Source organism: Corynebacterium sp. HMSC22B11 (assembly GCF_001815965.1).
Taxonomy (GTDB): Bacteria; Actinomycetota; Actinomycetes; order Mycobacteriales; family Mycobacteriaceae; genus Corynebacterium.
Genome location: NZ_KV823522.1, coordinates 13,294 through 27,751 on the forward strand (window position 1 = coordinate 13,294; position 14,458 = coordinate 27,751).

The following is a 14,458-nucleotide window of genomic DNA, read 5'->3' on the forward strand; positions in this document are numbered from 1 at the left end:
CCACCCCGCCGCGCACCAAGGTGATGGGGATCCTCAACGTCACGGAAGACTCCTTCTCCGACGGGGGCTCCAACCCGGACACCGCCACCGCCGTGCGCCATGCCCAGCAGATGGTTGACGCGGGCGCGGACATTATCGACGTCGGCGGCGAATCCACCCGCCCCGGCGCCCAGCGCGTTGACCCGGAAATCGAACGCGGGCGCGTGACCCCCGTGATCGCGGAGCTCTCCGCGCTGGGTATCACCACGAGCGTGGACACCATGCGCGCCGCCACCGCACTCGCCGCTGCGGAGGCCGGGGTGGACATCCTCAACGACGTCTCCGGTGGCCTCGCGGACAAGGACATGCTCCCCGTCGCCGCCGAGACCGGCCTGCCGATCTGCCTCATGCACTGGCTGACCGACCGCTTCGAAGGCGCGGAAGGCTACGCGGATCAGAGCGCGGGCACCGGCGTGGATGTGGTCACCGCCGTCCGCGACTGGCTGCTGCGCCGAGTGGACGCAGCACTCGCCGCCGGGGTGAAAGAGGAGAACATCATCCTGGATCCCGGCATCGGGTTTGCGAAGTCCCCGGCGGATAACTGGCAGCTCCTGGGGGCGATGGGACAGCTCAACGAGCTGGGTTTCCCCGTGCTGATCGGCGCCAGCCGTAAGCGTTTCCTCACCGCCCTGCGCCCTGCCAGCGACGGCCTCCCTGGCTCCCCGGAGACGGCGGACGACGCCACCGCGGCGGTCTCCGCGCTGGCAGCCCAGGCGGGCTCCTGGGCGGTGCGGGTGAACAACGTGGCCCCCTCCCGGGCCGCGGTGGACGTGGCTTATTACTCCCGCCTGGGCGACGGCCCGGCGGTGGCAGAAGGGTGGCGAGCGCGCCGTGGCTGATCGCATCGAACTCATGGGCCTGAAGGCCTATGGCTACCACGGGGTCCACGACTTCGAGAAGGACGAGGGCCAGAACTTCGAGGTGGACATCGTCGTCTGGACGGACTTCGCCGCCTCCGCGGCCTCGGATGACCTCGCCGACACGATCTCCTACGTGGACCTGGCAGACATCGCCGTGGCCGTGGTGGAGCAGGAGCGCTTCGACCTGATCGAAACACTCGCCGCCACCATCGCTGACCGGATCATCGCCCTCGGCGGGGCACATGCTGCGGAGGTCACCGTGCACAAACCACAGGCCCCGATCCCGCACCACTTCAGCGACGTGCGGGTGGTTGCCCGCCGCAACCTCAAGCAGCAACGAGGCAGGTAAGACCGTGGCGAGCAACACCGCCGGCTGGCGGGTGGCCATCGGGCTGGGCAGTAATATGCCCGGCGACCAGGGCAGCCCGGAAGCCATGATCCGCGCGGCCGCCAGCGCCGTGCTCGATCTGCCCGGCACCCAGCTGCTGGCAGCCTCCCAGGTCTACGCCACCCCGCCGTGGGGCGTGGTCACCCAGGAAGAATTCCGCAACGCCGTGATTCTCGTGGCCACCGAACTAGAGCCCCTCGATCTGCTGCACGCTTGCCAGCACATCGAGAACGAAGGCGGTCGGGTGCGCCTCCAGCACTGGGGGCCGCGCACCGTGGACCTCGACCTGCTGGCCGCCTACGACGCCGCCACCGGCGAGCCGGTGATCTCCGGTGGGTGCTGGGGCGAGGAGCTGATCCTGCCGCACCCGTACACCACCGCCCGGGGATTCGTGCTCGTGCCCTGGGCAGAGATCGCCCCGGAGGACCCGCTGCCGCGCGTGCCCGGCTCCCCGGCAGGGCCGGCCGCAACCGCCACGGTCGGTGAGTGGCTGGCCCAGCTGCCCGAAGAGGACACCGCAGGCATCACCCAGCTCGGGGCGCTGCTGACCAGTCCAGCCACGCCCGGGGAGGCTGGGGTTGACGTCCTAAAAAACGGCGGCAACGAGCCCAGGAACCGCGACGAGCCCTGGGTAGACTGAAAAACATGAAGAAGATGAAGCAGGTCGCGCCCACGGCGCTGGTGATCGCAGCAGTGATCGCCGCCGCGTTCGCGTGGGTGACCGCACTCGGCTTCTACGCCCACTTCCCGCGCATCGAACTGGCGACCGGCAGCGTGCTGTGGATCGCCGCGATCATCTGCGGGGTGCAGGGCTTCATCATGCGCAAGAAGCTGCAGGACAACGCCATCGGCCTGGACCGTAGCCAGGTCAACCCGATGACGGTCGCGTTCAGCGGGGTGCTCGGCCAGGCCGTCGCGTGGATCGGCGCGATCTTCGCCGGTGCCTACGGCGGGATGGTCATATTCCTGGTCTTCAACGCCGGACACCTCGTCGTCGCGCAGGAGGACGCCCCGGGCGCGATTGTCGGGATGCTCGGCGGGGCACTGGCCGCGGTGGCGGGCAAATGGCTGGAACAGAACTGCCTCACACCACCGGAAGATGGCGGGGTGCCCGGTGAATAACAGCGTCAACAGGTAAGGTGACCAGCATGAGCAATCGGGAGAACTGGAGCCAGAACGCCGCTGCGGGCGGCGCCGAGCAGACGGACGGGCAGAACAGCGGGCCGCGCGTACTGATGGTGCTGCTCGTGGTGCTGGCGCTGATCGCCAGCATCCTGATGCTGTTCCTGGATTCCGACCTGTGGCTGAAGATCGCGGTCATCGCCGCGCTGTGGGCCGCGTTCCTGGGCATCGTGCTGGTCTCCAAGTACTCCAGCGCGCTGCGCGCCGAGCAGAAGCGCGTGAACACCCTGGAGCGTGCTCACCGTGCGGAGATGGAGCGCGAGGTCGCGGGCCACCAGCAGCGCGAGGCGGCGCTGAAGGAGAACTACACCCGCCAGCTGCGCAACCAGCGCGATGAGCACCTGGAGCAGCTGCGCCACGAGCTGATCTCCCTGCGGGCGCAGCTCGCGGAGATGTCCGGCGAGGAGCTGGACGACGAGCAGACCGCCGTGCGCGCCCGCGCCGAGCGCATCATCGAGCTGGACCGGGGTGGGTCGCAGCCGGCCGACCGCCGCTACCAGACCGGTACGTCCGGGCAGGCTGAGTGGAAGCAGCCGCAGGCTGGGCAGACCAAGAAGAGCGCGGCGCGCAGCAGCCAGCCGGGTGCGTCCGCCCGCGCCGCCTCCTCCGCGGGTTCCCCGACGCTTGGCCACAACAGCGAGCCGAGCTCCGATCGCCGCGCCTCGGCATTCTCCACCGGCAGCTTCGCCGCCGTGAAGTGGACCGGGGACAACACCGAGGAGACCACGCAGATCCCAATCGTCGTGGACTCCAGCTCCTCCAGCAGCGCGCAGTCGGGTACCTCGGGCGCGCAGGCCGCAGCCAACCGCGGCTCCGAGGCCGCCGAGCCGAAGGCAGCGGGCCGTGGTCAGCACGAGCAGCGCGAGGCCGCGCAGGCTCCCCAGCAGGAGCGCGCAGCCCAGCCCGCCCCGCGCACCGAGCCGGCGTTCCGCGCCTACGAGCCGAGCCAGGCCGCTGCCGAGCAGGCCAGCGGATCGGCACAGAAGCAGGCTGCGCCGCAGGCTGAGCAGGCCGCCAAGCCAGCTGCTGATGAGAAGCGTGGCGCCCACGAGTACCGCGCCGGCCGTCGCCGCGCGGACGAGAACTCCGAGGGCCTGACGGTCGCAGAGCTCATGAAGCGCTTCCAGCAGAACGACAAGAAGTAGCTCGCACCGCAACCCAAAGATCTCGCACCGCGACCCAAAGACTCAGCATGATTGATCGCCAACCCCCACGCCTGAGCGTGGGGATTATTTCTGCCGGCGCCGTCGGGCTCGCCCTTGCCGAGGCCTTCACCCGGGCCGGGCACCACGTCCACGGCATCCACGCCCACTCCGAGCGCTCCCGGGCACGGGCCACTCAGCGCGTCCCGGGCATCCCCATCGTTTCGGTGGCGGAGGCCGCGATGGCCCAGCTGGTGGTCCTCGCAGTGCCGGACCCGGTGCTGCCGGAGGTCGCTGCCGAGGTGGCCCACACCGTCCGCGACGGCCAGATGGTTATGCACACCTCCGGGCGTAACGGCTGCCAGGTGCTCCAGCCCATCACCGACGAGGGCGCACTCCCGCTGGCCCTGCACCCGGCGATGGGCTTCGTCGGCACCCCGCAGGACACCGACAACCTGCTGGGCTGCGGCTGGGGTGTCACCACCGACTCCGAGGTCGGCCAGGCAGTCGGCGAACTGCTCGTCCAGTCCCTCGGCGGTGTGGCCGTCCACATCGCGGAGGACCGCCGCCCGGCCTATCACGCGGCCATGGCCCACGCCGCGAACCATCTGGTCACCCTCATCTCGGACGCCCACTCCATGCTCAACGCGGTGCTCGATAAGCCGAACGACCCGGCCGCCATCGAGGGGGAGGGGGAGTCGAGCGAAGCCCGGCTGCTGCTCAACTCCATCGTCCGAGCCGGAGCGGATGCCACCCTGCGCGAGCACCTGGGCGCCCTGACCGGCCCTGCCTCCCGCGACGACGCCCCCGCCGTCCTCGCGCACCTCGAGGCACTGCGCCAGCTCTCCGAAAACTCCGCCGACCCTCACTCCCATGACCTGCACCTGCGTTATCTGCCGATGGCCGAGCGCACCGCCCAGGCAGCCGGCTCCCCGGAGGTCGAGCGGGCGCTCATGGCCTACCGCAGCGAACACGGTCTGCCGGGTGGACTAACCTAAGGCGCATGACCAAGAATCAGCCCAGCCCCCAGGCCGACCCGCAGGCAAACCCCCAGCCCTTCCGCCGCGGCGAAGCCACCCTGATGACCACCATCGACGAGTTCAGCCAGGTCACCCGCGCGATGCGCAAGGCCGGCAAACCGGTGTGCCTCGTGCCCACGATGGGCGCGCTCCACGAAGGCCACCTTTCCCTGGTCAAGGCAGCAAAGTCGGTCCCGGGCGCCTTCGTCGCGGTCAGTATCTTCGTCAACCCGCTGCAGTTCGCGGAGGGCGAGGACCTGGACGCCTACCCCCGCACCCTCGACGCCGACGTCGAAAAGCTCAAGGCCGCAGGCGTGGACGCCGTCTTCGCACCCTCTGCCCGGGAGATGTACCCCAACGGCCCCCGCACCACGATTCACCCCGGCCCCGCCGGCGCGATCCTGGAAGGTGAGCACCGCCCGACCCACTTCGCGGGCATGCTCACGGTCGTCAACAAGCTCTTCCAGATCTCCCACTGCGACCACGCCTTCTTCGGTGAGAAGGACTACCAGCAGCTCGTCCTGGTCCAGCAGATGGTCAACGACCTCAACATGGAGCTGCGCGTCCACGGCGTCCCGATCGTCCGCGAGGGCGGGGGACTGGCGCTGTCCAGCCGCAACGTTTACCTCTCCGACGAGGAGCGCGAGCTCGCCCTCACCCTCTCCGCGGCACTGACGGCCGGTTCCTTCGTCGCCGAGGACGGCGCGGATGCGGTGCTGTCCACTGCCCGTGCCATTCTCGACGACGCCGAGGGGGTTGAGGTGGACTATCTTGCTCTTCGTGGCACCGATCTCGGCGAGGCCCCGGAAACCGGGGACGCCCGGCTGCTGGTCGCCGCGCGCGTGGGCAGCACCCGGCTGATCGATAATGTTGGCGTGCCGATTGGTGTAGGGTTCAAGAACTTGGACCCCGAGCAGGGCGCAGGAGGCCCCGACGCTGCCGCCCCTGCCGCTCCCGATGCCGCACCCCAGAGCTAGAAAAGTTAGGTTCATCTCTTGTTCCGCACCATGCTGAAGTCAAAGATCCACCGCGCGACGGTCACCCAGGCCGACCTGCACTACGTGGGTTCCTGCACCATCGACGCAGACCTGATGGACGCCGCCGACATCCTCGAGGGCGAGCAGATCGACATCGTCGATATCGATAATGGCAACCGGCTGACCACGTATGCCATCACCGGCGAGCGGGGCAGCGGGGTCATCGGTATCAACGGCGCGGCCGCCCGCCTGATCAGCCCCGGCGACCTGGTGATCATCATCGGCTACGGCATCTTCGACAATGCCGAGCTGGCGGATTACCACCCGCGGGTGATCTTCGTCGATGAGAGCAATAAGCAGGTTGAGCTGGGAGAGGACCCAGCTCACGCCCCGGCCGGCAGCGGCCTGAAGGACCCGCGCCACCCGGAGGCGGAGTAGCCCCTGCGAGGGATTACTTTTTGGCCCGCCTGCGCCATGGTTGCGCGGCGGGCTTTGCCAATATTTGTGACTGTGATTAACAGCACACCATAAAGATGTATTACAGATGCATCTTTACGGGATTTTTGGATAGGTTGGAATTATGCAACTCACAACATTCGCTGACCTGGGGCTTCGCGTACTGATGGTGCTCGGCGCTACCCAGGCTGTGGATGCTGCCGACCGTTCGCCGGTACGAATTCAGGACCTTGCGGACCAGCTCAACGCCTCGCGAAACCATGTCGCGAAGGTCGTCAACGTGCTGGCCAGCGACGGGCTGCTCGAATCCATCCGCGGACGGCACGGCGGGGTGCATATCACTGAACAGGGCATGCACGCGAGCGTCGGTGCGCTCCTGCGCCAACTCGAAGGCAACCGGGAAGTCGTCGACTGCGAGGGGGCGCTGCAGTGTCCCCTCGCTCGCCACGACTGCGCGCTGCGTCACCGGCTCGCCGCCGCGCAGGAGGCGTTCTTCGCCACTCTCGACGGGGATACCGTCGGCGATCTGGTGTCCGCGACGAAGGGCCTCGCTGCCGGAGCTTCCGACGGGCCTGTGCCTCTCGCCGCTCCGACGTTCAAGGCAAAGCCCACGTCTTAACTTCCCTGCGGGGAGGTTCTTGAGGAGGAATGATTCGCAATGTTCATCGCCGAGACCCCAGCCAATGCCCGCGGCCGCTTGACCCCAGGCAACGCCGAGATCATCAAGCAGACCCTCCCGCTCGTTGGTGCGAATATCACGAAGATCACCCCCATCTTCTATGAGAAGATGTTCGCCGCCCACCCGGAGCTGATCGCCGATACCTTCAACCGCGGCAACCAGAAGTCGGGGGAGCAGCAGAAGGCGCTGGCTGCCTCCATCGCGACCTTCGCCGCAATGCTCGTGGACGACAACGCCCCGGACCCGGTGGAAATGCTCTCCCGCATCGGCCATAAGCACGTGTCCCTGGGGATCGTGGAAGATCAGTACCCCATCGTCCACGACAACCTCTTCGCCGCCATCGTCGAGGTGCTCGGCGAGGACGTTGTCACCCCCGAGGTCGCTGCCGCCTGGGACGAGGTCTACTGGCTCATGGCCAAGGTGCTCATCGACTACGAGCGCGAGCTCTACCGCTCCGCAGGCGTCGACGACGGCGAGGTCTTCACCACCGCCGAGATCGTTTCCCGCAAGCAGCTGCCCGCCGAGGCGATGGAATTCACTCTCCGTCCGGACGAGATGACGGAGAAGTTTATGGATGCCCTCCCTGGCCAGTACATCTCCATCGGCGTGCGACTGCCCGACGACGCCCGCCAGCTGCGTCAGTACTCCCTCGTCGACGTGGACAAGGAGGCTGGCTGCATCCGCATCGCCGTCCAGCGCGACGGTGAGGTCTCCTCCTTCCTGATGGACTCCCTCTCCGATGGGGACCGTGTCGACGCCACCCTGCCGGCCGGTGACCTGGTGCTCGACGATTCAAACGCCCCGGTGGTGCTCGTCTCCCAGGGCATCGGCTCCACCCCGATGGTGGGCATGCTCTCCGCACTGGCCGCCAAGGGCGGCCAGGAACGCAAGGTCGTGGTCTTGCACGCGGACGCCTCCGCCGAGGAGCACTCGCAGGCCGAGCTGCAGAAGAACCTCAGCGAGCAGATCGGCGCGACCTTCAAGACCTTCTACCGCGAGAATGGTAAGCGCATGAACCTCGGGGAGCTGGCTGCCGAGGGCGTGGTGCCGGCCGACGCCCACTGGTACCTGTGTGGCGGAACGTCCTTCCTGCAGAACATCCGCGAGCAGATCGCCGATAGTGAGCAGGCGCTGGCTCCGGAAAAGATTGGCTTCGAGCTCTTCAGCCCGAACGACTGGCTGATCAGCTAAAACTTGCCTCGGGCTGCAGGGGTATAGCGGGGTTCGGCCAGTGGTGGGCCGGGCCCCGTTGGCCGTGTCATCGTTGGGGTAATCTGCGTCCGCGAACCCCTCACGGGTGTGTGCGGGCGATGCAGTAGTCTGGTGGGGTGACTACAAAGAATCCATCCACCAGCAATGATGAAATTCCCGAGCAGATGCGCGTGCGCCGCGAGAAGCGCGAGCGCATCCTTGACGAAGGCCGTCAGGCTTATCCAGTAGAAGTTCCCAGGACTCACACGCTGGCGGAGGTTCGTCAGCAGTGGGCGGTCAAGCCCAAGGAGGACGACCCGGAGGCAGCGGAGAAGCTCGCCGCCCTTCCGGAGGGGGCGACCCTCCTGGGCGTCGGTGAGGAAACGGACAGCGTCGTCGGCGTGGCCGGCCGCGTGATGTTCGTCCGCAACACCGGCAAGCTGGCCTTCGCCACCCTGCAGGACGGCGACGGCACCCAGCTGCAGGTCATGCTCTCCCAGGCCGAGGTTGGCGCGGAGTCGCTGGACCGCTGGAAGGCGGAGGTCGACCTGGGCGACATCGTCTTCGCCAAGGGACGCGTGATCTCCTCCCGTCGCGGCGAGCTCTCCGTCATGGCCCAGGAGTGGTTCATGGCGGCCAAGGCGCTGCGCCCGCTGCCGGTCGCGCACAAAGAGATGAGCGAGGACGCCCGCGTGCGTCACCGCTACACCGACCTGATCATGCGCGAGGAAGCCCGCAAGAACGCCATGACCCGTATCAAGGTGATGCGCGCGCTGCGCCACGCCCTGGAGCGCCGCGGCTTCAACGAGCTCGAAACCCCGATGCTGCAGACCCTGCATGGTGGTGCCGCGGCTCGCCCGTTCGTGACCCACTCCAATGCGCTGGATATCGACCTCTACCTGCGCATCGCGCCGGAGCTGTACCTCAAGCGCGCCGTCGTCGGCGGCCTGGACCGCGTCTTCGAAATCAACCGCAACTTCCGCAACGAGGGCATCGACCGCTCCCACAGCCCGGAGTTCGCGATGCTGGAGACCTACCAGGCATACGGGGACTACAACACCGCGGCGACGATGACCCGCGAGGTCATCCAGGAGGTCGCCGAGGAGGTCTTCGGCACCACCAAGCTGACCATGCACGACGGCACCGAGTACGACCTCGGCGGCGAGTGGCCGGTCATCGAGGTCTACCCGTCCCTGAATAAGGCGCTGGCCGAGAAGTTCCCGGACCAGCCGGAGGTTACCGTCGACTCCACCGTCGAGGAGCTCAAGGCGCTGGCGAAGGTCATCGGCCTCGAGGTCCCCAAGGACGGCGGCTGGGGCCACGGCAAGCTCGTCGAGGAGATCTGGGAGTTCCTGTGCGAGGACCAGCTGTGGGGCCCGGTCTTCGTCTACAACTACCCGGTCGAGACCTCCCCGCTGGTCCGCCAGCACCGCACCGAGCGCGGCGTGACCGAGAAGTGGGACCTCTACCTGCGCGGCTTCGAGCTGGCCACCGGCTACTCCGAGCTCGTTGACCCGGTCATTCAGCGCGAGCGCTTCGAGGACCAGGCTCGCCTAGCCGCAGGCGGTGACGAGGAGGCCATGGTTCTCGATGAGGACTTCCTGCAGGCAATGGAGCAGGGCATGCCGCCAACCGCTGGTACCGGCATGGGTCTGGACCGCCTGCTGATGGCCTTCACGGGCCTCGGCATCCGCGAGACCGTGCTCTTCCCGTTGGTGAAGCCAGAGAAGTAATCTTCCTCTCGGTTGCATAAAGCCACACACCGCCCATGGTGTGTGGCTTTCTTTATGGCATTCTGCGGAAAATGTGATCTGCGCCATGTTGCCAAGTTATGATTAATAAGATCATTATCCGCACATGGTGATGCTCGGCGGATCGCAACGAGCGATGCGTAGGGCACCTCTACTGAAAGGTGGCTACCAGACAATGAGCGACTCCAAGAAGCTCAACGACTCCACCCCGGGGCTGAACAACGTCAAGCGTGACGCCATTGGTGTCGTTATGCGGGCGCTGTCTCGTTTCACTGGTTCCGACTTCGCAGAAAAGTACAACCTCAACAAGGCCGTCGACCGCGCTGCCTACGAGACCGCCAAGGGCGGCATCCGTACCGCAGGCGCGATGAACCGCCAGTTCAAGCGCATCAAGGGCTCCGGCGACCCGGTCCGTCTCCCGAAGCAGAACGAGGGCGACGTCCAGCAGTTCGAGCCGGGTAAGGCACCGTTCGACCTGAACCCGACCGAGGACCAGCAGATGATCCTCGACGCGGTGCGCGAGTTCGCCATCGAGCGCCTGCGTCCGGCCGCCGCGGAGGCCAACGACGAGTCCAAGCCGACCGAGGGGCTGCTCGACACCGCCGCTGAGCTCGGCATCGCCCTCGTGAACCTCCCGGAGGAGTTCGAGGGTATCGCTAGCGCATCCGGCGCCAGCACCAACGCCCTCATCGCCGAGGCCCTCGGCTTCGGCGACATGGGCCTGGCCGTCTCCATCCTCGCCCCAGCAGGCGTGGCCAACACCATCACCAACTACGGCGACGACGCCCAACAGAAGACCTACCTGCCGTCCTTCTCCGGCGAGTCCGTCCCACCGGCAGCCGTCGTGGTCTCCGAAGCCCGCCCGATGTTCGACGCCTTCGAGCTGCAGACCACCGCGAAGCTGGAGGGCGACGACGTCGTCCTCAACGGCGTGAAGACCATGGTCCCGAACGCCGCGGAGTGCGAGCTCTTCGTCATCGCCGTCGAGCTGGACGGCGTGAACACCTTCGTCATCGTCGAGTCCGGCACCGAGGGCCTCGAGGTCGAGTCCGACCCATCCATGGGTCTGCGCGCCGCAGCCCTGGGCCGCGTCGTCCTCAAGGACGTCCGCGTCCCGGCAGCCAACCTCCTGGGTGGCGCGAACCTCTCCGACACCGACCGCACCGAGCAGTACGCGGAGATCGTCCGCCGCTCCCGCCTGGGCTGGGCCGCACTGACCTCCGGCACCGGCGAGGCCATCCTCGAGTACACCAAGAAGTACGTCAACGAGCGTGAGGCCTTCGGCGAGCCGATCTCCCACCGTCAGGCAGTGGCCTTCATGGTCGCCAACCTGCGCATCGAGCTCGACGGCCTGCGCCTGATCATGCTGCGCGGCGCATCCCGCCTCGACCAGGGCCTGTCCTACCACCGCGAGGCCGGCCTTGCTCGCCGCTACGCCTCCGACAAGGGCATGGTCATGGGCCTGGACGGCGTCCAGCTGCTGGGTGGCCACGGCTATACCAAGGAGCACCCGGTCGAGCGCTGGTACCGCGACATGCGCGCGATCGGCGTTGCCGAGGGCGTCGTCGTCATCTAACCCGCCATAACAAGACTTTTGGCATCTACGCACAACACAGTCCCGAAAGCAGAGGAAAAAGATCATGCTTAATCTGGAACTTCCCAAGCGTCTGAAGGCGGGCGCCAACCAGGCACACCAGGCGGCCGCACAGATTTTCCGCCCCATCTCCCGCAAGTACGACCTCAAGGAGCACGAGCGCCCGGTCGAGCTCGACACCATGGCAGCCCTCGTCGAGGGCGCCGCTGACGGCGGCGTGGCCATGGCCGGCGCCACCAGCAGCCGCGGGGACAAGAAGCAGGACACCGGCGTGAAGAACGGTGGCAACATGGCCGCCGCCCTGAACGTCATGGAGACCTGCTGGGGCGACGTCGGCCTGACCCTGTCCATCCCGTACCAGGGCCTGGGCAACGCAGCCGTCGCCGCCGTCGCCACCGACGAGCAGCTCGAGCGCTTCGGCAAGATCTGGGCCGCCATGGCCATCACCGAGCCGCAGTTCGGCTCCGACTCCGCGGCAGTCGCCGCGACCGCGAAGCTGGACGGCGACGAGTACGTCCTGAACGGCGAGAAGATCTTCGTCACCGCCGGTGAGCGCTGCACCCACGTGGTCGTCTGGGCCTCCGTGGACAAGTCCGCAGGCCGCGCAGCCATCAAGTCCTTCGTCGTCCCGCGCGACACCCCGGGCTTCGAGCTGGTTCGCCTGGAGCACAAGCTGGGCATCCGCTCCTCCGACACCGCGCACTTCATTCTCGACAACGTGCGCATCCCGAAGGACAACCTGCTTGGCTCCCCAGAGGTGGACACCAAGAAGGGCTTCGGCGGCGTCATGGCGACCTTCGACAACACCCGCCCGCTGGTCGCAGCGATGGCCGTCGGTGTCGCACGCGCCTCCCTGGAGCGCCTGCGCGAGGTCCTCACCGACGCTGGCGTGAAGATCGACTACGACGCGCCGGCCTGGAACCAGTCCGCTGCGGCGTCCGAGTACATCCGCCTCGAGTCCGACTGGGAGGCTGCTTACCTGCTGACCATGCGCGCAGCGTGGATGGCGGATAACAAGAACCCGAACTCCAAGGAGGCCTCCATCTGTAAGGCGAAGGCCGGCCGCATGGCGACCGACCTGACCCTGCGCGCCGTGGAGCTGGCCGGTGCTTACGGTTACTCCGAGCGCGACCTGCTGGAGAAGTGGTCCCGTGACTCCAAGATCCTCGACATCTTCGAGGGCACCCAGCAGATTCAGCAGCTCATCGTCGCCCGCCGCGAGCTGGGCTTGAGCTCCGCTGAGCTGAAGTAAGCGGAACTTCAGCTTTTCACCCACTCTGAATAACCCCGTTACCGGCAAAGATAATCGCTGGTAGCGGGGTTATTTCTGCGCCGGGGTGAATGCCCACCCCCCGGTGGAAATTATGGGCTTTAGAAAACTCCGGGAGCAAGGCAAAATGTGTAATGCCTGGGATCTCTCTGACAAAGCTGGGAGCCCCGTGAAATGTCTTATTCGCAACTGTTTGATTCACGAGTTAGGTCAGCACTGAATGTCTCAACCGGAGACCAAAGCCCCCATTAACGGGAGCGCAGCAGGACAAGAAAACGACTTCTGGTGGCACACCATCTTCGGCGGGTTGCTGCTCCTCGCGGTTCTCGCACTGACCTGGTGGTCCGTGGATCTCATGCCGGAGTCCGCGAACATCGGGATCCTGATCGTCACGATCATCTTCGGCATGTTCATGGCGTTCAACATCGGCGGTAACGACGTCGCGAACTCCTTCGGCACCTCGGTCGGTGCGAAGACACTGACCATCAAGCAGGCGCTGCTCATCGCCGCCATCTTCGAGGTCGGTGGTGCGCTGATCGCCGGCGGTGACGTCACGGATACCGTCCGTTCCGGCATTGTCGACCTGGACGGCGTGAACCTCGACCCGCAGCACTTCGCTTACATCATGATGGCCGCCCTCCTCGGCGCGGCACTATGGCTGCTGATCGCGACCCGCAAGGGCTGGCCGGTCTCCACCACCCACTCGATCATCGGCGGCATCGTCGGCGCCGCGGTGGCCCAGGGCATTGCCACGGGCACCGGCGGCCTGGAGATGGTCCAGTGGGGCAAGATCGGCGAGATCGCGATGAGCTGGGTGCTTTCCCCAGTGCTGGGTGGCGTGGTCGCCCTTCTCCTGTACTCCTTCATCAAGCGTCACGTGCTGCGCTACAACGATGAGGTCGAGCACAAGATGCGCGAGATGCAGGAGCGCCGCAGCGAGCACAGGAAGCGCCACAAGGACCTCTTCTCCCGCCTCAATGAGGTGCAGCGCGCGGCTTATACCCAGACCATCGCCCGCGACGCCTCCGTCTACATCACCGGGCGCGCCGAGCCGCAGAACCTGGAATCCGACTACTACCGCGAGCTCGTCGTCATCGAGAAGGACGAGCGGGAGATCGAAGCTCACCGCGCCCTGGAGACCTGGGGCCCGTCGCTGGCTGCCCTTGGCGCAATGATCATCACCGGCATGCTCCTGCTGAAGAGCCTGAGCAACATCCTGCCGAACATGACCAGCGCCATGGTCTTCGGGATCGTCGCGATCGTGGGTATCGCGGTGTTCCTCACCCTGCGTTCCTTCACCACCGGGCTGCGCCGCTACACCGTGGACCGTGCAACCTTCGTGATGTTCAGCTGGATGCAGGTCTTCACCGCCTCCGCCTTCGCCTTCTCTCATGGTTCCAATGACATCGCGAATGCGGTGGGTCCCTTTGCTGCGATCTTCGACGTGCTGAAGACCGACTCCATCAACGCGACCGCTCCGGTGCCGATGGCGCTGATGCTTGCCGCCGGTGTGGCTCTGATCTCCGGTCTGTGGTTCATTGGCCGCAAGGTGATCGAGACGGTTGGCACGGGGCTGACCCACATTCACCCGGCCTCTGGTTTTGCTGCTGAGCTCGCCGCCGCGGGTGTGGTGATGGCGGCGTCCATCTCCGGCCTGCCGGTGTCCTCCACGCACATCCTGATCGGTGCGGTGCTGGGCGTGGGCATCGTCAACCGTGCCGCGAACTGGCGCCTGATGAAGCCGATCGCCCTGGCGTGGGTCATCACGATTCCGGCTGCCGCGCTGATCGGTGCGGTGGGCGTCCTGCTGATCGGCTGGATCTTCTAAGAGCCGAGAAGTCTAAGCACACAACAGCGCCCCGGGTGGAGAAACACCCGGGGCGCTGTGCTGTGCTGGTGGCCGAGGTGCG

Annotated in this window: 14 protein-coding genes; all 14 read left to right on the forward strand. The window is 66.6% G+C overall.

Features of this window, described 5'->3' with window-relative positions:
• Positions 1-23 precede the first annotated feature (23 nt).
• Positions 24-878 carry a dihydropteroate synthase gene (folP, locus tag HMPREF3088_RS09155; RefSeq protein ID WP_173362367.1) on the forward strand — a complete coding sequence of 285 codons (855 nt, stop codon included), beginning with the start codon at positions 24-26 and terminating at the stop codon, positions 876-878.
• Positions 871-1,248 (forward strand): dihydroneopterin aldolase, encoded by a 378-nt coding sequence (folB, locus tag HMPREF3088_RS09160; RefSeq protein WP_012360934.1) that lies wholly within the window; start codon positions 871-873, stop codon positions 1,246-1,248. The genes folP and folB overlap by 8 nt, the downstream gene beginning before the upstream one ends.
• 4 nt (positions 1,249-1,252) lie before the next feature.
• The gene (gene folK, locus HMPREF3088_RS09165) at positions 1,253-1,927 is read left to right on the forward strand and encodes a 2-amino-4-hydroxy-6-hydroxymethyldihydropteridine diphosphokinase (protein ID WP_246818147.1); all 675 of its coding nucleotides are present in this window, start codon (positions 1,253-1,255) and stop codon (positions 1,925-1,927) included.
• A gap of 5 nt (positions 1,928-1,932) precedes the next feature.
• On the forward strand, positions 1,933-2,409 hold the full coding sequence (locus HMPREF3088_RS09170; RefSeq protein WP_070759637.1) for a DUF3180 domain-containing protein: 477 nt from the start codon (positions 1,933-1,935) through the stop codon (positions 2,407-2,409).
• A 26-nt stretch (positions 2,410-2,435) separates the two neighbouring features.
• A complete protein-coding gene (locus tag HMPREF3088_RS09175; protein ID WP_070759639.1) occupies positions 2,436-3,614 on the forward strand; it encodes a DUF6779 domain-containing protein in 1,179 nt (392 codons plus the stop codon).
• 47 nt (positions 3,615-3,661) lie between these two features.
• The gene (locus HMPREF3088_RS09180; RefSeq protein WP_070759641.1) at positions 3,662-4,609 is read left to right on the forward strand and encodes a DUF2520 domain-containing protein; all 948 of its coding nucleotides are present in this window, start codon (positions 3,662-3,664) and stop codon (positions 4,607-4,609) included.
• A gap of 5 nt (positions 4,610-4,614) precedes the next feature.
• Complete coding sequence (gene panC, locus HMPREF3088_RS09185; RefSeq protein ID WP_070759643.1) at positions 4,615-5,607, forward strand: pantoate--beta-alanine ligase; 993 nt, start codon at positions 4,615-4,617, stop codon at positions 5,605-5,607.
• A gap of 18 nt (positions 5,608-5,625) precedes the next feature.
• Positions 5,626-6,045 (forward strand): aspartate 1-decarboxylase, encoded by a 420-nt coding sequence (panD, locus tag HMPREF3088_RS09190; protein ID WP_070759645.1) that lies wholly within the window; start codon positions 5,626-5,628, stop codon positions 6,043-6,045.
• 142 nt (positions 6,046-6,187) lie between these two features.
• The gene (locus HMPREF3088_RS09195; RefSeq protein ID WP_070759647.1) at positions 6,188-6,682 is read left to right on the forward strand and encodes an RrF2 family transcriptional regulator; all 495 of its coding nucleotides are present in this window, start codon (positions 6,188-6,190) and stop codon (positions 6,680-6,682) included.
• A gap of 39 nt (positions 6,683-6,721) precedes the next feature.
• Positions 6,722-7,933 (forward strand): globin domain-containing protein, encoded by a 1,212-nt coding sequence (locus HMPREF3088_RS09200; RefSeq protein WP_070759649.1) that lies wholly within the window; start codon positions 6,722-6,724, stop codon positions 7,931-7,933.
• A 185-nt stretch (positions 7,934-8,118) separates the two neighbouring features.
• Positions 8,119-9,666, forward strand: a complete 1,548-nt coding sequence (gene lysS, locus HMPREF3088_RS09205; RefSeq protein ID WP_070759651.1) for a lysine--tRNA ligase — start codon at positions 8,119-8,121, stop codon at positions 9,664-9,666.
• Positions 9,667-9,859: 193 nt separating this feature from the next.
• Positions 9,860-11,260, forward strand: a complete 1,401-nt coding sequence (locus HMPREF3088_RS09210; protein WP_070759653.1) for an acyl-CoA dehydrogenase family protein — start codon at positions 9,860-9,862, stop codon at positions 11,258-11,260.
• 64 nt (positions 11,261-11,324) lie between these two features.
• The gene (locus tag HMPREF3088_RS09215; protein ID WP_012360923.1) at positions 11,325-12,530 is read left to right on the forward strand and encodes an acyl-CoA dehydrogenase family protein; all 1,206 of its coding nucleotides are present in this window, start codon (positions 11,325-11,327) and stop codon (positions 12,528-12,530) included.
• A gap of 238 nt (positions 12,531-12,768) precedes the next feature.
• On the forward strand, positions 12,769-14,376 hold the full coding sequence (locus tag HMPREF3088_RS09220) for an inorganic phosphate transporter (RefSeq protein ID WP_070759655.1): 1,608 nt from the start codon (positions 12,769-12,771) through the stop codon (positions 14,374-14,376).
• Positions 14,377-14,458: the final 82 nt, after the last annotated feature.